20 protein-coding genes and 1 pseudogene are annotated in these 21,091 nt (G+C 60.9%); 7 read left to right on the top strand and 14 right to left on the bottom strand.

The window, feature by feature from the left end; genetic code table 11:
* Positions 1 to 79 precede the first annotated feature (79 nt).
* A complete protein-coding gene (gene pbpG, locus PCOSP_RS10380) occupies positions 80 to 1,018 on the top strand; it encodes a D-alanyl-D-alanine endopeptidase (RefSeq protein WP_464711071.1) in 939 nt (312 codons plus the stop codon).
* A 103-nt stretch (positions 1,019 to 1,121) separates the two neighbouring features.
* Here pbpG and PCOSP_RS10375 read toward each other — a convergent pair whose 3' ends face one another.
* Together PCOSP_RS10375 and PCOSP_RS10370 are read right to left on the bottom strand one after the other, a co-directional pair.
* Positions 1,122 to 1,328, bottom strand: a complete 207-nt coding sequence (locus PCOSP_RS10375; RefSeq protein ID WP_464711070.1) for a DUF6021 family protein — start codon at positions 1,326 to 1,328, stop codon at positions 1,122 to 1,124.
* A 100-nt stretch (positions 1,329 to 1,428) separates the two neighbouring features.
* A complete protein-coding gene (locus tag PCOSP_RS10370; protein WP_464711068.1) occupies positions 1,429 to 2,106 on the bottom strand; it encodes a peptidase C39 family protein in 678 nt (225 codons plus the stop codon).
* A gap of 222 nt (positions 2,107 to 2,328) precedes the next feature.
* On the opposite strand from PCOSP_RS10370, the gene PCOSP_RS10365 reads away from it, so the two are divergent.
* Positions 2,329 to 2,490 (top strand): hypothetical protein, encoded by a 162-nt coding sequence (locus PCOSP_RS10365; RefSeq protein WP_175361247.1) that lies wholly within the window; start codon positions 2,329 to 2,331, stop codon positions 2,488 to 2,490.
* A 68-nt stretch (positions 2,491 to 2,558) separates the two neighbouring features.
* Here PCOSP_RS10365 and PCOSP_RS10360 read toward each other — a convergent pair whose 3' ends face one another.
* Positions 2,559 to 3,308: a TerC family protein gene (locus PCOSP_RS10360; protein WP_175385293.1), complete on the bottom strand. Its 750-nt coding sequence runs from the start codon at positions 3,306 to 3,308 to the stop codon at positions 2,559 to 2,561.
* A 28-nt stretch (positions 3,309 to 3,336) separates the two neighbouring features.
* A complete protein-coding gene (locus tag PCOSP_RS10355) occupies positions 3,337 to 3,600 on the bottom strand; it encodes a hypothetical protein (RefSeq protein ID WP_464711066.1) in 264 nt (87 codons plus the stop codon).
* Positions 3,601 to 3,735: 135 nt separating this feature from the next.
* Between PCOSP_RS10355 and nhaR the strand changes: the two genes are divergently transcribed.
* On the top strand, positions 3,736 to 4,629 hold the full coding sequence (nhaR, locus tag PCOSP_RS10350) for a transcriptional activator NhaR (RefSeq protein ID WP_041021197.1): 894 nt from the start codon (positions 3,736 to 3,738) through the stop codon (positions 4,627 to 4,629).
* Here the strand turns inward: nhaR and PCOSP_RS10345 are convergent.
* Entirely contained in the window at positions 4,626 to 5,780 is a 1,155-nt protein-coding gene (locus PCOSP_RS10345) for an MFS transporter (protein ID WP_175361245.1), read from the bottom strand. The two genes, nhaR and PCOSP_RS10345, sit on opposite strands and share 4 nt — an antisense overlap.
* A gap of 283 nt (positions 5,781 to 6,063) precedes the next feature.
* Between PCOSP_RS10345 and sstT the strand changes: the two genes are divergently transcribed.
* A complete protein-coding gene (sstT, locus tag PCOSP_RS10340) occupies positions 6,064 to 7,296 on the top strand; it encodes a serine/threonine transporter SstT (RefSeq protein WP_139641692.1) in 1,233 nt (410 codons plus the stop codon).
* A gap of 184 nt (positions 7,297 to 7,480) precedes the next feature.
* Here sstT and PCOSP_RS10335 read toward each other — a convergent pair whose 3' ends face one another.
* The gene (locus PCOSP_RS10335; RefSeq protein ID WP_139641690.1) at positions 7,481 to 7,990 is read right to left on the bottom strand and encodes a DUF1993 domain-containing protein; all 510 of its coding nucleotides are present in this window, start codon (positions 7,988 to 7,990) and stop codon (positions 7,481 to 7,483) included.
* 129 nt (positions 7,991 to 8,119) lie between these two features.
* Here PCOSP_RS10335 and PCOSP_RS10330 point away from each other — a divergent pair, with 129 nt between their 5' ends.
* Entirely contained in the window at positions 8,120 to 8,767 is a 648-nt protein-coding gene (locus tag PCOSP_RS10330) for a YceH family protein (RefSeq protein WP_175385292.1), read from the top strand.
* 3 nt (positions 8,768 to 8,770) lie between these two features.
* Here the strand turns inward: PCOSP_RS10330 and PCOSP_RS10325 are convergent, their stop codons facing one another.
* Complete coding sequence (locus tag PCOSP_RS10325) at positions 8,771 to 9,592, bottom strand: shikimate 5-dehydrogenase (RefSeq protein WP_175361243.1); 822 nt, start codon at positions 9,590 to 9,592, stop codon at positions 8,771 to 8,773.
* Positions 9,593 to 9,758: 166 nt separating this feature from the next.
* On the opposite strand from PCOSP_RS10325, the gene PCOSP_RS10320 reads away from it, so the two are divergent.
* Positions 9,759 to 10,109: a hypothetical protein gene (locus PCOSP_RS10320; protein WP_041021191.1), complete on the top strand. Its 351-nt coding sequence runs from the start codon at positions 9,759 to 9,761 to the stop codon at positions 10,107 to 10,109.
* Positions 10,110 to 10,517: 408 nt separating this feature from the next.
* On the opposite strand, the gene PCOSP_RS10315 is transcribed toward PCOSP_RS10320, so the two are convergent.
* The 6 genes and pseudogenes from PCOSP_RS10315 to PCOSP_RS10290 form a co-directional block, all read right to left on the bottom strand.
* A complete protein-coding gene (locus tag PCOSP_RS10315) occupies positions 10,518 to 12,038 on the bottom strand; it encodes a nucleobase:cation symporter-2 family protein (RefSeq protein WP_175361242.1) in 1,521 nt (506 codons plus the stop codon).
* A gap of 150 nt (positions 12,039 to 12,188) precedes the next feature.
* Positions 12,189 to 13,013, bottom strand: coding sequence for an arylamine N-acetyltransferase family protein (locus PCOSP_RS10310; RefSeq protein WP_464711063.1), 825 nt, complete (start codon positions 13,011 to 13,013; stop codon positions 12,189 to 12,191).
* A gap of 117 nt (positions 13,014 to 13,130) precedes the next feature.
* Positions 13,131 to 13,925: an exodeoxyribonuclease III gene (gene xth, locus PCOSP_RS10305; protein WP_139641680.1), complete on the bottom strand. Its 795-nt coding sequence runs from the start codon at positions 13,923 to 13,925 to the stop codon at positions 13,131 to 13,133.
* A gap of 35 nt (positions 13,926 to 13,960) precedes the next feature.
* On the bottom strand, positions 13,961 to 16,537 hold the full coding sequence (locus PCOSP_RS10300; RefSeq protein WP_139641678.1) for a bifunctional diguanylate cyclase/phosphodiesterase: 2,577 nt from the start codon (positions 16,535 to 16,537) through the stop codon (positions 13,961 to 13,963).
* A gap of 80 nt (positions 16,538 to 16,617) precedes the next feature.
* Positions 16,618 to 18,185, bottom strand: a pseudogene (locus PCOSP_RS10295) (sensor domain-containing diguanylate cyclase).
* 218 nt (positions 18,186 to 18,403) lie between these two features.
* Entirely contained in the window at positions 18,404 to 19,063 is a 660-nt protein-coding gene (locus PCOSP_RS10290) for a ribonuclease T2 family protein (RefSeq protein ID WP_464711060.1), read from the bottom strand.
* A 182-nt stretch (positions 19,064 to 19,245) separates the two neighbouring features.
* Here PCOSP_RS10290 and chrA point away from each other — a divergent pair, with 182 nt between their 5' ends.
* Positions 19,246 to 20,589 carry a chromate efflux transporter gene (gene chrA, locus PCOSP_RS10285; RefSeq protein WP_464711059.1) on the top strand — a complete coding sequence of 448 codons (1,344 nt, stop codon included), beginning with the start codon at positions 19,246 to 19,248 and terminating at the stop codon, positions 20,587 to 20,589.
* Here the strand turns inward: chrA and arsN2 are convergent.
* Positions 20,586 to 21,017 carry an arsenic resistance N-acetyltransferase ArsN2 gene (gene arsN2 / locus PCOSP_RS10280; RefSeq protein ID WP_139641671.1) on the bottom strand — a complete coding sequence of 144 codons (432 nt, stop codon included), beginning with the start codon at positions 21,015 to 21,017 and terminating at the stop codon, positions 20,586 to 20,588. The two genes, chrA and arsN2, sit on opposite strands and share 4 nt — an antisense overlap.
* Positions 21,018 to 21,091: the final 74 nt, after the last annotated feature.

Here is a 21,091-nt window from a genome sequence, read left to right as displayed (position 1 = left end):
CGCCCATACTCATAAAATGCAGCGCTTTTTTCAAAAGCCGTTGCTGAACGGCCTCTTCAACTCTATCGAGTCTATTCGCGTGAAAATCCGTCTTTCGATCCTCAGCCTGTTCATCGCTTTCTCAGGCGCGCTTATCACGCAGAACATCAACGCGCAGGAAACCATCGCAGCCCCTCGAGACACGTCAAAACTGCAAGTCGCTTCGGGCAGCGCGATGTTGCTGGATCTGCAGTCGGATAAAGTCGTGTACTCCAGCAATCCGGATGTGGTGGTCCCCATCGCGTCGGTGACCAAATTGATGACCGGGCTGATCGTGCTGGATGCCAAGCAGGACCTGAACGAATACATCTCCATCACCATTACCAACACCCCGGAAATGAAAGGGGTGTTTTCCCGGGTCAAGCTCAACAGCGAACTGTCGCGCCGCGAAGTATTGCTGATTGCCCTGATGTCCTCGGAAAACCGCGCCGCCGCCAGTCTCGCGCATCATTACCCAGGCGGTTACGCAGCGTTCATCGCCGCCATGAACGCCAAGGCGAAGGCACTGGGTATGACCAGCACCCATTATGTCGAGCCGACAGGCCTGTCGATCCATAACGTCTCCACCGCCAGGGACCTGACCAAGCTGCTGATCGCTGCTCGCAAATACCCCCTGCTGAGCGAATTGAGCACTACCAAGGAAAAGACCGTCACCTTCCGCAAGCCGGTCTACAGCCTGGGCTTCCGCAATACCGATCACCTGATCCACAAGGACAACTGGGATATCCAATTGACCAAGACCGGCTTCACCAACCAGGCCGGTCACTGTCTGGTACTGGTGACGAAAATGGGCAATCGCCCGATGGCGCTGGTTATCCTCGATGCCTTTGGCAAATACACCCATTTCGCCGACGCCAGCCGGATTCGCAGCTGGGTGGAAACGGGCAAGAGCACCAACGTGCCGGCGGTGGCCATGCAGTACAAGGCGGCGAAGAACCTCAAGAGTCGCCAGAGCGGAGTGGTGGAAGCCTCCAAGTAATGACGAACGCGGCGTCATCTGTGGCGAGGGGATTTATCCCCCTCGCCACAGGCTCATAAACCCTGGAGAGCAACACTGCCCGACTCGTCGGGCTTTTTTTCGCTCAATGCTTCAGGTCACCAAGCGGATCATAGGCCTTGTCCCGAGGTTCGCCGTGCTTGTCTTCCTCGTCACGAGGAGCCTTGGCCGGTCCGATGGGATCGACTTGCGGATCATCGAGATCCGGAGAATCCGGATCGAATCCCAGCTCATCATCCGCGGATGAATGCTTGGAAGAATGGGGCCCCGTGGGCGTTTTCGACTGTGCCATACCTGCCTCCTTGAATCATGGCCCGGACAGTCCGGACCCTGACGATAAGAGTTTCAGGCGTGCCGGGTCGTGCCCGGCAGGTGACGAACGGGGCAAGCCATCAATGCGCTGCACCCAGGGCCTTGGTGGCGCGCGCCGCGGCCTGCTCCTGCCCTGCTCCGGCCAGCTCGTCCGCCGCTTTCAACCAGCGCTGCGGGTTGACGTTGGCCGGAAGCTGCGTGGGTCGCTGGAGCAGTACTGCCCAGCCGCCGGCGTCCTTGAAGGCCGATTCGAACCCGTTGAAGCTCATCAACAGCCTCCGGTTCATGCCCGAACGCAGCAAGACCGTGCGCTTCTGCCGGTTATAGCCGGCGAGAATCCCGTATCGAGGCCCGGACCAGAATGCCGTGCCCTCGGTGTAGCGCAGCAACACCGGGTTGCCTGCTGCGACCTGCTCCAACAATGCGGACAATTCATTGTCGAGGGGATACACCACCAACCCATACTCGCGCGCCAGGGTTTGCATATTCTGCTGCAAGCCCGCTTCGCCACCTGGCAGGTGCAATGGCTTCTCCAGCAACCCCGGGGTAATCACCGTACCCTGCGAGGTCAACACGGCGGCCAGGGATTGTGGCGCCCCCTGGTACATATCGCCGCGATAGAACGGCACGCTGTTGAGCTCCACCCGTTCGGGCAGGCGCTGGATCTGAGGCGACACGCTGCCCGCGCAACCCGCCAGGGCCGCAAGGCAGGCCGTCGCGAATACCAGTGATCGAAAAGAGGGAATGACCGGCAACATGATGAGTCTCTAGTTCAGGTACCCGATGAACGGGTCAGGCTTGGGCCGTCGATCATAAAGCGCCCACTGGCTCGGGTATAGCCTTAAACAGCAGTCTCGCCGCCGCGATAGAACGAACCTGTCCGTCGCCTACGACTGCGAACGACTGCCTGCAACACTTGAACGACTAGACTGTCCATTGAACCAAGTGCGTTGCCCTGGACCGGGGCTGAGGGAGGCCGCATGAGCCTGACAACGATAATTCTGATGCTGGTATTCGGCTGGTTGAGCGTAGCGGCGGCCATGCTGTGGGGCGTGCTGCGGATCACCCGTCGCCATCATCCGTCTTCATCGAAAACGGAAAAACCCACGGAACCCACTCGACGCCACGCCGCCGCGCACTGAACGCCTACTTTCATAAAGCCAAAAAAAACCGCCCGGGTCGGACCCGGGCGGCTTCTGCATGCCTGCAATCAGGCTTCGTTGCCCAATGCCTTTTGCCGGGCGCGACGGGCCATCATGTTCAACACCTCAATCGCAGCCGAGAACGCCATGGCAGCGTAGATGTAGCCCTTGGGCACATGGGCGCCGAAGCCTTCGGCGATCAGCGTCATGCCGATCATGATCAGGAAGCCCAGCGCCAGCATGACCACCGTCGGGTTGTTATTGATGAATCGGGCCAGGGGCTCGGCCGCCAGCAACATCACCAGTACCGACACCACCACCGCGATGATCATGATCGGCAAGTGTTCGGTCATGCCCACGGCCGTGATGATGCTGTCGATGGAAAACACCAGGTCTAGCATCAGGATCTGACCGATTGCGGCGGCAAACCCGAGGGTCACGCCAGACGTGGCCGACTTCGGATCGTTTGGCGCGGGGTCCATGCTGTGGTGGATCTCGGTCGTGGCCTTCCACAGCAGGAACAGACCGCCGGCGATCAGGATCATGTCCTTCCAGGAGAACGCCTGGCCGAGGATTTCGATGACCGGCTCCGTCAACTGCACAATGAACGCGATGGTGCTCAACAAGCCCAGGCGCAGGATCAGCGCCATGCCGATACCAATTCGCCGCGCCTTGACGCGATGCTGTTCGGGCAGCTTGTTGGTCAGGATCGAAATGAAGATCAGGTTATCGATGCCCAGCACGATTTCCATGACGACCAGGGTCGCCAGGGCGATCCAGGCAGTGGGGCTGGCAGCGAGTTGTAAAAGATAGTCCATGGGTCAGTCCTGGCTCGATGTGACGGGGTTAAATGGCTTGGGTAGAAGATTCGGCTTTGTCAGCGTCCTGCGCCGATTCCTTCTTGGGGCTGATCAACCCGCCGGTGGCGTCGTTCAGCGCCTGCTCGGCTGCCTTGTGGGTATCGTCGATGGCTTTCTTGGCCGCATCGACCGCTTGTTCCTTCAGCTGCTGGGCCAATTGTTCGGCATTTTTTTCAGCCTGTTCGCAGCCCACGAGCGCCATTGAAGACATCGCCAGCACGGCTGCAAGACCCAGGGATTTGTATGTCATGGTTAGAAGCCTCTGAGGAAACATGGAGCCCGAAGATGGCTCACCAATGGCCAGGCATTCTAGAGACGTCGATACTTCAGGAAAATTCGTATTTTCAGCGGTTATACTTCGGTTTTTACGAAACCATGTGAACCCATGCTCAACTATCGACAACTGCATTACTTCTGGGTGGTGGCCAAGACGGGCAGCATCGTGCGGGCGTGCGAGCAACTGAACCTGACGCCACAAACCATCAGCGGACAGATCTCCCTGTTCGAGCAGACGTATAACATCAAGTTGTTTCGCCGCGTCGGACGGCAGTTGGAATTGACGGAAGCCGGGCGCCAGACGCTGCCCTACGCCGAGCACATGTTCCAATTGGGAGGCGAACTGGAGCTGATGCTCCGGGCCCAGCCCAACGAACAACAGACGCTGTTCCGGGTCGGGGTGGCGGACGTGGTGCCCAAGTCCATCGTCTATCGATTGCTGGCGCCGACCATGGAGCTGAGCGAACCGCTGCGCATCACCTGCCGCGAGGACAAACTCGAACGGCTGCTGGCGGACCTGGCGATCCAGCGCCTGGACCTGGTGATTTCCGACAGTCCGATGCCCAGTCACCTGGACATCAAGGGCTACAGCCAGAAACTGGGGGAATGCGGCATCAGCTTCTTCGCCACCGCCGCACTGGCCGAACGCTACGGGCAGGATTTTCCTCGAGGCCTGCAGGACGCCCCCCTGCTGATTCCCGGCCCGGAAACCGTGGTCCGCAGCCGCCTGCAACGCTGGTTCGCCGAGCAGCAGATCCAGCCGCGCATCGTCGGTGAGTTCGACGACAGCGCGTTGATGCAGGCCTTCGGTCAGTCAGGCAGCGGCATTTTCATCGGCCCGAGCGTGATCGCCGAAGAAGTGAAGCGCCAGTACGGCGTGCAGGAGATCGGCCAGACCGACGCGGTGAGCGAGTCGTTCTATGCCATCTCCGTGGAACGCAAGGTCAGCCACCCGGGCATCGTCGCGATTGCCGAAGGCGCACGTCGCGAGTTGTTCCACTAAGCGTGGACGGGTCGGGGCTTGAAAGTCATCAGCAGCAACGCCAGCAGGATCGATACCAGGATGAAACCGGCCGCCGCAAAACCGACGCTGCCCAGGCCCAGCGTATCGATGACACGCCCGCCGACCATCGCCCCCAGGCCAATGCCCAGGTTGGCGCCAGCGATGTTCAGCGACGCGGCGAAGGCTGGCGCCTCCGGGGCGGCCTTCATCAGTCGCACGTGACTGACGAGGAACAGAGCGGCCTGGGTCACGCCCCAGATCGCCATCGCCGCGGCCAGCCACAGGGTCGAGTGAATGCTCGGCACCAACGCCACCATGCCGCCGATCATGAACAGGCAGAACACCATCGACGCAATCAGCGGATGCCGGTCCACCGCTCGACCACCCAGGGAATTGCCCACCAGCCCCACGGCGCCGAACCCCATCAGGCACCAGCCCACCAGCGTGCCATCGAACCCGGCGAGACGTTCGAGGATGTCGGCCAGGTAGGTGTAGGCGGTGAACATGCCGCTGAACACCAGGATCGACAACAGTACATGGCCTTGCATCAACGGGCTGCGCAGGATCTTGAACTGCGAGCGGAAGCTGACCTGATGCAAGTGCAGGTTGGTTTTCGGCAGGTAGATGAACAGCAATAACGCCTTGGCGAAAGCGATGACGGCCAGGATTGCGAACGCACTGCGCCAGCCGAACGCATCGGATATCAGCGTTCCCACCGGGATCCCGAATACCGTGGCGCAGACGATGCCGAAGCCGATCCGGGCAATGGCCCGCCCCGCGTACTGCGGCCCGACGATGTCCACCGCCGTTTCGCTGGCCAGTGCCCAGAACACCGGCAGGCCGAGGGCCGGGATCAACCGGGCAATGGCCATGACCCAGATATCGGGGGCAACGGCCGCCAATGTGTTGGCCAGGCCGAACATCAGCAGTACGCTGATAAACAGCCTGCGCCGCTCGAAACGGGCAAACCAGGCTGTCAGGAATGGACCGAACGCCGCCACCGTAAACGCGAACAGTGTCACCAGCAATCCGGCCTGGGGAATGCTGACGTGCAGGTCGCGAGCGATGGATGGCAGCAGGCCGACAATGATGAATTCCGTGGTCAGCACGGTGAAGCCGGCGGCCGACAACAGGAAAATGGGTAACAACATGCAGAACTCCGGCAAAACGACAACACCAGCGTTGGCTTGAGGCCCGCTGGAAGAAGAGAGAGGTGAGAGGACCAAAGCCTAACAGAATGTGGGCGACAGACAAATGTGCTTAAACACCTGAGTGACGGATCGTCACAGGTCCGTCAGATTCTTTACCGGGCTGTGCTAAAGTCCGCGCCCCGCAAACGTTGAACATTTTTCCCGGTCCCGCTCACGTGGTCTGCCCGCTTGTTGCCCTGAACGCCGACCGTCGCCCACAACAAAAAACACATGGATAGCCGTTATGACTGCTTTATCCCCTTCTCTTTTGCAACGCTTCAAACGCACCGGCCTGGTGACGCAAATCGTCATTGGTCTGATCATTGGTATCGCCCTGGCCTGGCTGGCGCCGGACGTGGCGAAATCCACCGCATTCATCGGCAAGGTCTTCGTGTCCGCCCTCAAGGCCGTGGCCCCTATCCTGGTGTTCGTGCTGGTCATGGCTTCGATCGCCAACCATAAGCAGGGCCAGGAAACCCATATCCGGCCAATCCTGTTCCTGTACCTGCTGGGCACCTTCGCTGCGGCGGTGGTTGCGGTCGTTGCCAGTACCCTGTTTCCCTCCAGCCTGGTGCTGTCCGCCCAGGACGTCGCCGTCACCGCTCCCGGTGGCATTGGCGAAGTGCTGCAGAGCCTGCTGCTCAGCGTGGTGGACAACCCGGTCCGCGCACTGACCAGCGGTAATTTCATCGGCATCCTGGCCTGGGCCATCGGCCTGGGTATTGCACTGCGTCATGCTGGCGAAACCACTCGCACCGTGCTCGATGACCTGTCCAACGGCGTGACCGTGATCGTGCGCCTGGTGATCAGCTTCGCCCCGCTGGGGATTTTCGGGCTGGTCGCCTCGACCCTGGCCACCTCCGGCTTCGGCGCCCTGCTCGGCTACCTGCACCTGTTGACCGTGCTGATCGGCTGCATGCTGTTCGTCGCACTGGTGGTCAACCCGCTCATCGTGTTCTGGAAACTGCGGCGCAACCCCTACCCGCTGGTGTTCACCTGCCTGCGCGAAAGCGGCATCACCGCGTTCTTCACCCGCAGCTCGGCGGCCAACATTCCGGTTAACCTGGAGCTGAGCAACCGCCTGGGCCTGCATGAGGACACTTACTCGGTATCGATCCCGCTGGGTGCGACCATCAACATGGCCGGTGCCGCTATCACCATCACCGTACTGACCCTGGCCGCGGTGCATACCCTGGGGATCGCGGTGGACATTCCGACAGCGGTGCTGTTGAGCGTCGTCGCAGCCATTTGCGCCTGCGGCGCGTCCGGCGTGGCTGGCGGCTCGCTGCTGCTGATCCCTCTGGCGTGCAGCCTGTTCGGTATCCCGAGCGAAATCGCCATGCAGGTGGTGGCCGTTGGGTTCATTATCGGCGTCCTGCAGGACTCGGCGGAGACAGCGCTGAACTCTTCCACCGATGTGCTGTTCACTGCGGCGGCATGCCTGGGTGAGGAAGAGAAACTGGCTCGCACGGCATAACCGTTGCGGTGGATGCATCACCGTCATCGCGAGCAGGCTCGCTCCCACAGGGGCCAGCGGCAACCGCAATGTGGGAGCGAGCCTGCTCGCGATAGCGGAAGTATCTACGCCGAGGACATGACAGACAGCCACAAAAAAGCCCGGAACGGCTCACACCGTCCCGGGCTTTTTCATGCCGGCAGGCTTAGAACGCGCCCATGTAGTCGCGCTTGCCCACTTCTACACCGTTGTGACGCAGCAGCGCATAGGTGGTGGTGACGTGGAAGAAGAACTGCGGCAGGCCGTAGGTCAGCAGGTAGTTCTGACCGGTGAAGCGTTTTTCCTTCGGCGTGCCTGGGCGGGTGATGATCTCGATGCTTTCCTTGCCATCGATCTGCGCGGGGCTGATGCCGTCGATGAAGGCCAATACCTTGGCGATCAGGGCTTGCAGCTCGGCGAAGGTGGTTTCGCTGTCGTCATACTTTGGCACTTCAATCTCGGCCAGGCGAGCGGACACACCCTTGGCGAAATCCACGGCAATCTGCACCTGACGTACCAGCGGGAACATGTCCGGGTACAGGCGGGCTTGCAGGAAAGCGTTCGGCTCGATGTTTTTTGCAGTCGCGTGGGCTTCGGCCTTGTTCAGGACGTCACTCATGGCGTTGAGCATCTGCTTGAAAACCGGGATGGAAGCGGCGTACAGAGAAATAGTCATGGCGATCTCATGCAGGTGAAAGGAAGGAGCACATCAAACGGATGCGATTATAGCCACGGCTTGTTGCACACCTTGTCTTTTATTGCGCAAGGATTAGGCTAGGCGGCTTCACAGCATAGGGGACGCGCGATGAGCATCGAAGAACAAGGCCAGGCCGAAGAACCACGGCTCAACAGCACGGAAATCCGCATCCTCGGTGCACTGGTCGAAAAACAGGCCACCAACCCGGAAACCTACCCATTGACCCTCAACGCCCTGGTACTGGCCTGCAACCAGAAAACCAGCCGTGAACCGGTGATGAACCTCACCCCGGGCCAGGTCGGCCAGAGCCTGCGGGCGCTGGAGGGCCGCGGCTTTACCAAATTGGTCATGGGCAGCCGCGCCGACCGCTGGGAGCATCGGGTCGACAAGGCCCTGGAGCTGGTACCGGCCCAAGTCATCCTGATGGGCCTGCTGTTCCTGCGCGGCCCACAAACGGTCAACGAACTGTTGACCCGCAGTGGCCGCATGCACGATTTCGAAGACACCGACCAGGTGCTGCATCAACTTGAACGCCTGATTGCCCGTGGGCTGGCGCTGCTGGTGCCACGCCAGGCCGGGCAGCGAGAGGATCGCTACGTCCATGCCATGGGCGACCCGGCGGACATCGAAGCGATCCTTACCGCCCGCCAGCACCCGGTGGAACGCGGCGCCGGCAGCGGTGTGTCGCAGGAGCGCATCGAAGAACTCGAAGCGCGAATCGCGGCACTGGAAGAACGGCTCGCACGGCTGGAATAGGTCCTATGCGGACCGGGCAAACGCCACGGCTTTCTCGAACTGTTCCAGGCTGGGCCGCACGCCGGTATACAGCACGAACTGCTCCAGGGCCTGGATCGCAACCACCTCCAACCCGGTGATGACCCGCTTGCCCTCGGCCCTGGCGCGCACGATCAGCGGCGTTTCCGATGGAATCGCCACCACGTCGAACACGGTCTCTGCCGCCGCGATGGCGTCGGGCTCGAACGCCAGTTGATCGGCTTCCGGTCCCCCGGTCATGCCGATCGGCGTGACATTGATCAGCATCCGAGGCCGCCGCTCACCCAGCTCGGCTTGCCATTCGTACCCCAGGGACTCGGCCAGGGCCCGCCCGGCGGTTTCGTTGCGGGCGACGATCAGCCCTTGCTGGTAGCCGCCATCACGCAGGGCGCTGGCCACGGCCTTGGCCATCCCACCACTGCCGCGCAGGGCAAAGGACGAGTCCTTGGGCACGGCATGGGTTTGCAGCAACTGGGCGACGGCGATGTAGTCGGTGTTGTAAGCCTTCAGATGACCATCGGTGTTGACGATGGTGTTGATGGACTGGATCGCGGCGGCGGAGGCGTCCAGTTCATCGACCAAGGCAATGCAAGCCTCCTTGAACGGCATCGACACGCCGCACCCGCGAATGCCCAAGGCGCGGATACCACCGATCGCACCAGGCAAATCCCGGCTGCTGAAAGCCTTGTAGTAGAAGTTCAGGCCCAACTGCTCATACAGGTGATTATGAAACCGCAGGCCGAAATTTCCGGGCCGCCCCGACAGCGACATGCACAATTGGGTGTCTTTGTTGGGATTGATTTGCATGTTTGTTCCTTGCATTCACTTTCTGACAAGCGGGGTCACCGCCGGACCGACCTTACACAATATTTACCCAACGGCGCTGAAAATCCTGAGAAAATCGTTGTCAGAGCAAGTATCCCCGTGACCTTTTTATCGGTCTGTTACAAACGGGGCCAAACGAGGAACCACCATGAATCGTAAACTCCCTGTCATCGCCCTGCTCGTGGGGGCACTCGCGGTCACCGGCCAGGCATCCGCCCATGGTCGCGGTGGTTGGGAGGGCCCCGCAGTGTTTGGTGCAATCGTCGGCTCGGCTATTGTCGGTTCGGCGCTCATCAACCGTGACCGGCCGGTGTACGTGCAACAACCGGTCTACGTCCAGCCGCAACCGGTTTATGTACAACAACCCCCACCGGTCTATTACGAGCCACAGCCGGTGTACATCGAGCGGCCTGTCTACTATCGCCCGGCACCGGTGTATTACGGGCCACCACGGGGCTACTACTACGGCCCGCCCCATGGCCATTACGGTCGCTGGTAACCGAACCAAAAACAGCCTGTGATCCTCGATCACAGGCTGTTTTTTATTGGTCGGCAGCACAGCTCAACATTGAGGTGAACTGATCCACGGCTATCGCGAGCAGGCTCGCTCCCACAGGGGTAGCGGTCAGAATCTGGTACTGGATTCACCCGATCAACTGTGGGAGCGAGCCTGCTCGCGATTGGGCATGTCAGTCGACAACGTTGTCGCTGATCCACCGCTATCGCGAGCAAGCCCGCTCCCACAGGGGTAGCGGTCAGAATCTGGTACTGGATTCACCCGATCAACTGTGGGAGCGAGCCTGCTCGCGATTGGGCATGTCAGTCGACAACGTTGTCGCTGATCCACCGCTATCGCGAGCAAGCCCGCTCCCACAGGGGATTTGCCGCTGATGCTCAGTTGGCAAAGTCAGACATGCTCGCCGCTTTTCAGCCGTACCGACCCATGCTCCGCCGTGGAGTGGGAAGGCTCTGCCACCACCGGAATCTCGTTGCCATCGCAGTCATGCAGCTTGCCGTCGCTGAAGTAATCGCCTTCACGCAGCGCCGCCAGGTCCTGGTAACGCAACACCCGCTCGGTGCCGGCGGCGAAGACTGACTGCTGGTCGGAGTTGCCTGCAGTGAAGTGGTTGAACGCCAGGTTCAGAACTATCGCCATGATCGCCGACGAACTGATACCCGAATGGAAGATCGTCGCGAACCAGCTCGGGAAATGGTCGTAGAAGTTGGGCGCAGCGATGGGGATCATGCCGAAACCGATGGAGGTGGCGACGATGATCAGGTTGACGTTGTTGCGGTAATCCACTTTCGACAGGGTGCGAATGCCGCTGGCGGCCACGGTACCGAACAGCACGATGCCTGCGCCACCCAGCACCGAGGTAGGCACTGCAGCGATCACCCGGCCCATGAACGGCAACAGCCCGAGCACCACCAGGAACACCCCACCGGTGGCCACCACGAAACGGCTCTTGATCCCGGTCACCGCCACCAGGCCGACGTTCTGGGCAAAGGCACTCTGGGTGAAGGAACCGAAGATCGGCGCGATCATGCTCGACAGCATGTCAGCCCGCAGACCGTTGCCCAGGCGCCTTGAGTCGACCTTGGTGTCGATGATCTCGCCTACTGCCAGGATGTCGGCCGAGGTTTCCACCAGGGTCACCATGATCACGATGCACATCGACAGGATCGCAGCGATGTGGAACGTCGGCATGCCGAAGTGGAACGGCGTGGGAAAGCCGAACATCGGGCCTTCACTGACGGATGAGAAATCCGCCATGCCGAGAAACACGGCGATCACCGTACCAACCACCATCGCCAGCAGAATCGACAACCGGGAAATCGTCGCGCTGCCCATCTTGCTAAGCAGCAGCACCAGCACCAACGTGACGGCGGCCAGGCCGATGTTGGCCATGCTGCCGAAATCAGCGGCGTGACTGTTGCCCCCCATGGCCCAACGCGCCGCCACCGGCATCAAGGTCAGGCCAATGGTCGTGATGACGATGCCGGTGACCAGCGGCGGAAAGAAACGGGTGATTCGCGAAAACACCGGGGTGATCAGCAAACCGATCAGGGACGCGGCGACCACGGCCCCCAGGATGGCCTGGAAGCCGCCCTCCCCGCCGGTCCCGACAATCGCCACCATGGTCGCGACGCCGGAAAACGATACGCCTTGCACCAAGGGCAATTGGCAACCGAAGAACGGCAGGCCGAGGGTTTGCAACAAGGTTGCCAGCCCCCCCGCAAACAATGACGCCGCAATCAACAGGCCGATGTCCGCCGAAGACAGCCCGGCCGCCTGGCCGATGATCAAGGGTACGGCGACGATGCCGCCGTACATGGTCAACACATGCTGCAGGCCGTAGGCCATATTCGCGCCGACACCGAGGTTTTCGTCCTCGGGTCGAGGGAGTGAAACATGGGGCGTTTTCATGGTTCGGGGGTTCCCTGGTTTTTGTTATGGGCACACTGTATTCAAAACTCAGGACAAATGTCCATAGAGTTGTATACACTTTTCCCATCAGCTAATCGGCGTGATCCATGAGCTTGCTCTGCCTGCGCCCTCAAAAACGGAGAGCGCCACCTATCCCTCGAGAAGCTCAGCCACCGCAGGCCGCAGCAATTCCCGTGGTGGCACCCGCAGGCCGAATTCGTTTTCCAACAGATCGATCAGTTCATCGGCATCGGTGATCACCCGTCGCTCGCTCTCCTGCCCCATCCGGTGCACGGCATAACTGTTGCCGTTGAGGGTCTTGCGCAAACCGTCACCGGTGCGGGCCACCATCAACCGGCCCATGAAGGGCGAGTCGGGATGGTTGCAGACGTACCAGTTGCCCAGTGTGTAGTCGATGTCTTCCTGGCGTTGCAGGTCGAACAGGTACATCGGCCGCCATTCACCCGCGACGTTGGCCCGCAGCAGGTAGCCGTCCGGCTGGTCCTCGATGCGATACGGCTCATGTGGGGTGGCCTGGATGTCGCGACTGTCCAGCAGCAGCGGCCCGGTGGGCACCATGCCGCCGAAGCCGACATCGGTGATGTAGCGCACGCCGTCTATTGTCACCAAGCTGAGGCGATGGGTCCGGGCGGTCCAGGCACCTTCGGGCGCGTTCATCACCACCCGGCCAGTGATACCGCGGGCGTCGAAACCCAATGCCTGCAACAGCACCAGGAACAACTGGTTGAGTTCGTAGCAGTAGCCACCACGCCCCTGCTCGAAAATTTTCCGCTCCACCGATTCCAAATCGATAGGCACCGCCTGGTGCAACAGCGTCGAGAGGGTTTCAAAGGGGAATTCGGCCGTGTGGCGGTTTTGCAGCTGACGCAACGTATCGAGCGTCGGGGCTGGCGGGGTGTCGAAGCCCAAGCGTTGCAGATAGCGACGCGAATCGCTCAGTCGGGGCTGGTTCATTTTAGGGTGTCCTTCTCCTGGTCCGGTGCAGGGCTGACAGGCAGCACGCTGCGGTTGGCGCCAGATATAAGGCATTCCCGTTACATAGACAACAACCGACCGAGACGCGTCGGGCGCTCAGCGCCGCTTGCGTGAAGCCAGCCGGATCCAGGTAGGGGCATGATCGCTGGGGTGCGGCTGGTTCCTGACCCAGGCGTCCACGCCCGCCTCGCTCAGATAGGGGCTTGCCGCGGGATTGAGCAACAGGTGATCAATGCGCAGCCCGGAGTTCTTCTGCCAGTGCTGACGGAAATAATCCCAGAAGGTGTAGATCCGCTCGTCCGGGTACAAATGGCGCAGCGAATCCGTCCAGCCCTGGTCCAGCAACCGTTGATAGCACTCGCGGCTTTCGGGTTGCAACAAGGCATCCTTGAGCCAGGAACGCGGGTTGTAGATATCCATGTCAGTGGGCACCACGTTGTAATCGCCAGCCAGCACCACAGGGTGATCACTGGCCTGCAAGGCCTGGGCGTAATCGATCAGCCGTTCGAACCACGCCAGTTTGTAATCGAACTTGGGCCCTGGCTGCGGGTTGCCGTTGGGCAGGTAAAGGCAGCCGACCAGTACGCCATGCACCGCCGCCTCCAGATAGCGACTGTGGCTGTCGTCCTCATTGCCGGGCAAGCCGCGCCGACTCTCCAGCGGTTGCGCGTCTCGGGCCAGTATCGCGACGCCGTTCCAGGATGCCTGGCCGTGCCAGATCGATCCATACCCCACCGACTCCAGCTCGGCCGCCGGGAAATCCTTGTCGAGCGCCTTGAGTTCCTGAAGACAAACGATGTCGGGTTTCTCCCGCTCCAGCCATTCCAGCAGGTTGGGCAGCCGGGCGCGAATGCCATTGATATTGAAAGTCGCGATCCGCAGTTTTTTCATGGGCCAGGACCTCGAAGTGCCAAGATGCCAGGGTATCAGGAGCCGGTTTTCGTCAGCGGCCGGGGGTTTTCCAGCAAGTTCGAAAAGGCCTGTTTATCGATCGGACGACTGAGGAAATAGCCCTGTACCTCGTGGCACTGGTCCGAGCCCAGCGAGCCGAGCTGAGCCAGGGTTTCCACCCCCTCGGCCGTGACGGTCAGGCCCATCGCCTTGCCCAGGTTGATAATCGCCTGGACGACCGCGCGGTCGTTGCTGCTGTTGCTCATGGAAGCGATGAAGCGCTTGTCGATCTTGATGCCGTCGAAAGGATAGGTGCGCAAGTACCCCAGTGAGGAGTAGCCGGTCCCGAAATCATCCATGTTCAGACGCACGCCCAATTCTTTCAGGGCATTCATGACCTGAAGGGCGCCGTCCACATCGTTGAGCATCACATTCTCGGTGATTTCGAGTTCCAGGCGACTCGCGGGGAAACGGGTTTCGATCAACACCTGGCGTACGTCCTCCACCACATCGCTGCGCTCGAACTGCGCCGGCGACAGATTGACCGAAACCATCAGGCTCCCCGGCCACGTCAGCGCGGTTTCGCAGGCCTCGCGCAGCACCCAGCGGGAAAGCGGAACGATGAGATCGGTCTGCTCGGCCAGCGGAATAAAAGCATCGGGACCGAGCAGGCCCTGGGTGGGATGCTGCCAACGCACCAAAGCCTCGACGGCCACGATCTCCCGGCCGTCGACTTTGTAGCGTGGCTGGAAGTGCAAGATGAATTCGTTGTTCTTCAGTGCCTGGCGCAGATCGCTTTCCAGCTGGCGTCGATGCTGGATCTGGTCGTTCATCTGCGAGGCGAAATAACACCAGGTCTTCTTGCCCTCGGACTTGGCCTGGTACATGGCAATGTCGGCACAGCGAATCAACTCGCCGGGCACATACCCCTGGCGACGACTCACGGCAATACCGATGCTGGCGCCGATGTGCAGGGCATGGGTTTCGTAATGGATCGGTTGCTGCAGGCTATCGATCAGCCGTGCGCAGAATCGGTCGATCTCAGTGGTGTTCTCCATCCCGCTGAGCACCACGACGAACTCGTCGCCGCCCAGCCGCGCCACCAGATCCTGCTCACGGGTACTGTCGCGCAAGCGCTGGGCGACTTCCAGCAGTACCGCATCGCCGGCCGGGTGGCCCAGGGAATCGTTGATCGGCTTGAAGTTGTCCAAGTCCACCATCAGCAAGGTCAACGGGGCGGAATGCTCTTTGGCGGCCAGCGCCTCTTCCAGGTGCCGCGCCAGCTTGTTGCGGTTCGGCAGGCCGGTCAGCGCATCGTGCATCGACAGATGCTGGACCTGGGCGTGGGCCGCCACCTCGTCGGTGATATCGCTGGCGGTGCCACGGTAACCCACCACGTCGGACTTGTCGTATATAGGCCGCGCCGAAACTCGGCAGAAGCGCAGTTGCCCAGAATGATCGCGGTAGGAACAGCGCAGGTTGCTCGCACCCTGCTCTTCCGTCAGGTCGCCCAGCCACAGGCCAATCGGGATGGTGTCGCAATACAGCAGTTGCTCGATGTCCTGACCCAACCATTGCTGGGCAGAAAATCCGGTGACTGTATTGAAGCGTCCCGACAAGTAGGTGAGGTGCCGTTGGGCGTCGATTTCCCAGATCCAGTCGGAGGCAGCCTCGGCCACGGCGCGGAAGCGTTCTTCGCTGGCCTCCAGGGCCTGGGTCGAGCGCTCCAGGCTGTCGTAGCTGGCATCCACCTGCCGTGCCGTACGCAGCGCATAGCGGAAAAAATAGGCCGTGAGCAGCGCCAGGATCAACAGCGCCCCACCCAATGGCGGCATCAGTGACCAGAGCAATTGCAGCCCCGGCTGTTCGAGGTGTGACACCAGGCTGTAGCCGGTGCTGTCCAGCGGCACCGCCGGCTGGCCGGACGTAAGTTCGTCGTCCTTCTTGAGGTTCAGGTTGGTGAGGCCATAACGTTTGCCCAGCGCGCGCAGCTTGACGGGAGTCAACTGGTCGACAAACAACAGGACCGATGTACCCTTGGCATCGACCCGGGGACGCTCGTCATTGGGCAGGATCACCGAAGCGGTGACGATGGCCGGCCAGCCTTCGAACAAGGTGTAGCGGATCGCAGGAACGGTCAGGTCGGATTGCCCCTGGAGCTGATCCACCAGCTCCTTCAAGGGCACATCGATGTACGCTGCCGCCTCCGCCTGGACATTCTGCCCCCGCACCACCGCATATTTAGTGCGCTCACGGTCGACGACGAACACCCCCTCGTATCCGTCGTTGGTGAACAGGGTCTTGCCCATGTTCTGTTCCGCATAGGCCCAGTGCACATCCACCTCACCGTTGAGGTGCTCATAGGCAGTGGTCCAGTAGGTGTAGCTGGTGATGTAGTTCTTCGAGGCGATAATACGGTTTTCCACGGCACGCTCGATGTAGAAGTGTGTCTTGCGCACGTCTTCTGCATCCAGTTCCCGGGCTATGTTGAACAATGCCGCAACGGCCACCAGGACGCCCAGGACAAACAACCCGGCGACTGCGACCACCAGGCGTCGGGTAATCGGCGTGTGGCGCGTGACGTTGGAAGGAATATCGGCAGCGGTCTCCATTTACCAGCTCCTGTCCGATCGGCTAACGGCGAGATCCTGAGCAATGGACCCTCGTCAACCACCGATGATTCCAATGGATCTCAACGGTCCGAACGCTCCAGCCTATCGAGGCCACTTTCGTTAGACCACGCCGCCACCCGATTGCGGCCGCTGTGCTTGGCCTGGTAAAGCGCCGCATCGGCCCTCTGGATAAAGACCTCGATGCTGTCCAGGCTGCTGGGCACGAAGGCGTGACAACCCAGGCTCACCGTCAGGTAGCCGGTGGGAGAACCGGAATGGGTGATGTGCTTGTCGACAAGGCTCTGGCGGATCTGCTCAGCCAACGTCATGGCGCCCTGCAGGTCGGTATCGGGCAACAGCACCGCGAACTCTTCACCGCCATAGCGCACCACCAGGTCGGCCTTGCGATGGCAGCAGCCCTTGAGCACTTTCGCCACTTCTGCCAGGCAATGGTCCCCGGCCACATGCCCGTAGGTATCGTTGTAGCGCTTGAAGTAGTCGATATCGAGCAGGATCAGACTCAAGGGACTGCGCTGGCGGGCGCCCCGGCCAAATTCGATGTCCAGGGCCCGCCCGAACAGCCGACGATTCGCCAGCCCGGTCAGGCTGTCATGGGTGGCAATCAGCCTCAGTGCTTCCTGGGCCTTGCGCAGGTCGGCCTCGATCCGTTCGCTGTTACGCACCTGGCGCACAAACACCCAACCGAACAGACAGATGCCCGTGACCACCAGGGCCACGATGAGGCTGGACTGAAAGGCTTTGCCATACCAGCCGGCGAGGATCGCCTGCTTGGACATCGCAACGGTGACGATCAGGGGATAGGCCTGCAAATGCTGGTGATCATAAAGCCTGACCACACCGTCGACGGAGCGGATCATCGCGGTATCAGGCTCCTTGGCCTGCAGGTCATGCCGGAAGAGACTCTCCTGGGACATGGCCCGGCCGATCTGCGCCTCGTCAAAGGGTCGGCGGGCCAGCAATGTGCCGTCGGACAAGGCCAGGGCCATCTCGTCTTTGTCGTCAAGGCTGAAGCTTTTGAAGAACTTATCGAAGTACGACATCTTGATACCGGCCAGCAGCACGCCCTGGAAATTGCCGTCCTGATCATTCACGCGCCGGGAAATGGGAATGATCCAATCGCCATTTTGCCGACTGCGGATGGCCGGCCCGATATGGGCGATCAACGAGGCATTCTGCTGATGGAAAACGAAATAGTCCCGATCCGCCACCCCATCGCCTTTTTTCAAGTCATCAAAGGAGGTGACGATCCAATGGCCGCTCTTGTCGAACAGAAACAGGCCATGCAATTGCTCCAGTGACTGCACGCGCCGGGCAAAGGTCTTGTGCAGGCGTGGCTGCAGCGCCGGACCGAAACCATCGTTCTGAATCCAATCGGTCAGGCTGGCCAGCACCAGGTCAGCTTGCAGGAACGTATCCTGGGCCTGCTGGGCCATGGCCCGGGTAAGGTTGGCCGAAGCTACACTCGCTGCCTCGAGGTCGTGGCGCCGGGACTGTTCCAGTTGCAGGTAGAGCAAGCCGCACAGGCACAGGCACACCGCCGCGATAAACGCTACCGCTGCCTTGAGCAACGGCAGGCGCTTGAGAGCACCGCCGGGGGATTGAGCGGATCATGGATGAGGATAGGCAAACGAATTCCCGGGAGGGCAAAACATGAGCGAATCGCTCAAAGCCCCCAATAGGCAGAGCTTAGCCTACCGCTTGTAGGGCGGCAATTTGCCGGTGCAAGGCAGCTGATGGACGGGAAGATGGATCCAAAAATCTAATGCCAGCCAGCACAGCGCTGAACGGTGGCGAGGGATTTATCCCCTCGCCACAAGACCTTCACCATGGGGCACAGAGACTGCCTCACCGCACCGGCGGTACCCGGACATCCCCGTCTCGGCACTGAGTCTTGACACCCCTGCCGCAACTGGCGAACGTCAGGTCCTTGTCCATGCACACCCGGACTTCCGACAATTGCGGCCCGCTGCAGATGACTGCAATACCATCAGCCGGAATGCCAGGATTGCTTTGTCGGAACAGCCGGGCAATCTCCTTGGCTTCAAAATAGTAAGACGAACTGGGAGGTTGCAACTGCGACGGCACCTTCACCTCCGCCAACGCCTTGTCGGACGCCTCCAGGAAACCCATGGCATCAAGACCGGTGCACGTGCCGTGCTTGGACCACTCGTGCTCCAGCAATTTGCGCGTCGGAAACAGCGTCAGGCCCTTTTCCCGCTCGGCCACCGTCAGCGGCACCCTCGGCTCACAGGACTGCGGCCAGCCGCCCTTGACGTATTGCGGCCAGAGACCGTGCAGGACAAAACCGTAGCCCTTGCCGGAGCATTGAGCGTCGTTCGAGTGCGTCAGGCAGAACGTCGGAGACCAGGACAGCGACAGCACGTAGTAATCGAACACTCCCGCGACGGACTCCGCCCGGGCACTGCGTGATTCACGGGCATCGCCCATCCCCATGAAGCCCACTGTGAGCGCGAGCAGCATGACTATCGCAAAACGTTGTTTCATTGACCCGCTCCTTGGGCAGTCCTGTAAACGGTGAGGTCGACTCGGTCGGTGATTGTTCAAGGGTTATGTTTCAAGGCGGTGAAAGGAGGTGTTTTTTACAGGGAAACCCTGGCGGGGGCTATCCAAATTGCGTGACGCCCCCTAACGTAGTTCGCCTTCCACCGCCAAGTATGCCGCCGACCATGGACAATCCCTCCCGAACCCTCGAAGCCCCCTCGGCGGTCAGCCTGCGCGAAGCTTTCTGGTTCTGGCTCAAATTGGGTTTCATCAGTTTTGGCGGGCCGGCAGGACAGATCGCGATCATGCATCAGGAGCTGGTGGAGCGTCGGCGCTGGATTTCCGAACGGCGTTTCCTGCACGCCCTCAACTACTGCATGTTGCTGCCTGGACCCGAGGCCCAGCAGTTGGCGACCTATCTGGGCTGGCTGATGCATCGGGGCCGGGGCGGAGTCATCGCCGGCGCGCTGTTCGTATTACCTTCGTTGTTTATCCTCATCGCCTTGTCCTGGCTGTACGTCGCCTTCGGTGAAGTGCCGGTGGTGGCGGGGATTTTCTATGGCATCAAGCCCGCCGTGACAGCAATCGTCGTCCATGCCGCCCACCGCATAGGCTCTCGTGCACTGCGCAACAGTGGGTTGTGGGCGATAGCCATCGCATCGTTCGCTGCAATATTCGCCTTCAACGTCCCCTTCCCGCTGATCGTGCTCGGGGCCGCCGTCATCGGCTATTTCGGTGGGCGCTGGGCGCCGGAAAAATTCAACCTTGGCGGCCAGGCGCCCGGGCATCGGTCCTTCGGGCCAGCCTTGATCGACGACGACACCCCGACCCCGGAACATGCCCGGTTCAGCACTTTCAGGCTCATCCGGCTGGCGATCATCGGTGCCTTGCTTTGGGTCTTGCCAATGGGCCTGTTGACTCTGACATTCGGCTGGGAAGGCACCTTCACGCAGATGGCCTGGTTTTTCACCAAAGCCGCGCTGCTGACTTTCGGTGGCGCCTATGCAGTGTTGCCTTACGTGTATCAGGGAGCTGTCGCACACTTTGGCTGGCTGACTCCGACACAGATGATCGACGGCCTGGCCCTGGGCGAAACCACCCCAGGCCCCTTGATCATGGTGGTGGCCTTCGTCGGTTTCGTCGGCGGCTATGTGATGCAGGTGTTCGGCCCCGAACAGGCCTTTCTCGCCGGTGCCGTTGCGGCCACGCTGGTGACCTGGTTCACCTTCCTGCCCTCGTTCCTGTTCATCCTCGCCGGCGGTCCGTTGGTCGAGTCGACCCACAACGCGTTGAAGTTCACCGCACCGCTGACGGCGATTACTGCCGCGGTGGTCGGCGTGATCCTCAACCTGGCCTGCTTCTTCGGCTACCACGTGCTCTGGCCCAACGGCTTTGCCGGTGCGCTGGACTGGCCATCGGCAATCATTGCCCTATTGGCGGCCATTGCATTGTTTCGCTACAAGCGTGGCGTGATCCAGGTCCTGGTGGCGTGCGGGCTGGCCGGGCTGGCGGTGCACCTGCTGCGTTAAGTGAGTCGCTTGCTCAGGTAAGTCGCCGAAGCCGGGCATAAACTCTTGAACTGGACCGTCGAGCTGATTGCCGCAGGCGCCAGCGAACGTTCCTGCACCTGATAACCATGGGCAGCAAAAAAATCGGTGGCACTTTCAGTCAGCAAGTGAACCCGCTCTACCCCTTCGTTTTTTGCAAAGGCTTCAAGGGCGGCCAGCACCGCCGCGCCAGTGCCCTGCCCTCGTCGGCCCTCGAGGACGACCAACGAACGCAACAAGCGGTCGCCTCCCGTTCCCTCGATCCCGCCAAACGCCACATCACTGTCTTGCTGCCTGAACCTGAAAAACCGCCGGCCGGGCAGGCTGAGGTCATCCGCAGGCAAACCGGCCAGGAGGAGCGCTTCGCGCAGGGGTTCCAGGTCGCCGCTACTCAGTGCTGTCATGCGCATGGCTGTCACTCTTTCATCGGTCTCGCACAGGACACTACGCCGCGCCCACTGACGCTCGCAACAACAGGCAGTTA

Source organism: Pseudomonas sp. MAFF 730105 (assembly GCF_055380705.1).
The sequence above is the reverse complement of the archived record's forward strand: the minus strand, read 5'-3'. Positions and strand labels throughout refer to the sequence as shown.

Bases quoted from the DNA above. Each gene is read 5' to 3' on its own strand.
- PCOSP_RS10345 (WP_175361245.1), bottom strand. From the start codon at position 5,780: ATGTTGTTACCCATTTTCCTGTTGTCGGCCGCCGGCTTCACCGTGCTG.
- PCOSP_RS10330 (WP_175385292.1), top strand. From the start codon at position 8,120: ATGAGCATCGAAGAACAAGGCCAGGCCGAAGAACCACGGCTCAACAGC.
- PCOSP_RS10290 (WP_464711060.1), bottom strand. From the start codon at position 19,063: ATGAAACAACGTTTTGCGATAGTCATGCTGCTCGCGCTCACAGTGGGC.
- PCOSP_RS10325 (WP_175361243.1), bottom strand. From the start codon at position 9,592: ATGCAAATCAATCCCAACAAAGACACCCAATTGTGCATGTCGCTGTCG.
- PCOSP_RS10320 (WP_041021191.1), top strand. From the start codon at position 9,759: ATGAATCGTAAACTCCCTGTCATCGCCCTGCTCGTGGGGGCACTCGCG.
- PCOSP_RS10315 (WP_175361242.1), bottom strand. From the start codon at position 12,038: ATGAAAACGCCCCATGTTTCACTCCCTCGACCCGAGGACGAAAACCTC.
- PCOSP_RS10360 (WP_175385293.1), bottom strand. From the start codon at position 3,308: ATGGACTATCTTTTACAACTCGCTGCCAGCCCCACTGCCTGGATCGCC.
- PCOSP_RS10370 (WP_464711068.1), bottom strand. From the start codon at position 2,106: ATGTTGCCGGTCATTCCCTCTTTTCGATCACTGGTATTCGCGACGGCC.
- PCOSP_RS10300 (WP_139641678.1), bottom strand. From the start codon at position 16,537: ATGGAGACCGCTGCCGATATTCCTTCCAACGTCACGCGCCACACGCCG.
- xth (WP_139641680.1), bottom strand. From the start codon at position 13,925: ATGAAAAAACTGCGGATCGCGACTTTCAATATCAATGGCATTCGCGCC.
- arsN2 (WP_139641671.1), bottom strand. From the start codon at position 21,017: ATGCGCATGACAGCACTGAGTAGCGGCGACCTGGAACCCCTGCGCGAA.
- PCOSP_RS10365 (WP_175361247.1), top strand. From the start codon at position 2,329: ATGAGCCTGACAACGATAATTCTGATGCTGGTATTCGGCTGGTTGAGC.
- PCOSP_RS10355 (WP_464711066.1), bottom strand. From the start codon at position 3,600: ATGACATACAAATCCCTGGGTCTTGCAGCCGTGCTGGCGATGTCTTCA.
- PCOSP_RS10335 (WP_139641690.1), bottom strand. From the start codon at position 7,990: ATGACTATTTCTCTGTACGCCGCTTCCATCCCGGTTTTCAAGCAGATG.
- chrA (WP_464711059.1), top strand. From the start codon at position 19,246: ATGGACAATCCCTCCCGAACCCTCGAAGCCCCCTCGGCGGTCAGCCTG.
- PCOSP_RS10310 (WP_464711063.1), bottom strand. From the start codon at position 13,013: ATGAACCAGCCCCGACTGAGCGATTCGCGTCGCTATCTGCAACGCTTG.
- nhaR (WP_041021197.1), top strand. From the start codon at position 3,736: ATGCTCAACTATCGACAACTGCATTACTTCTGGGTGGTGGCCAAGACG.
- sstT (WP_139641692.1), top strand. From the start codon at position 6,064: ATGACTGCTTTATCCCCTTCTCTTTTGCAACGCTTCAAACGCACCGGC.
- PCOSP_RS10375 (WP_464711070.1), bottom strand. From the start codon at position 1,328: ATGGCACAGTCGAAAACGCCCACGGGGCCCCATTCTTCCAAGCATTCA.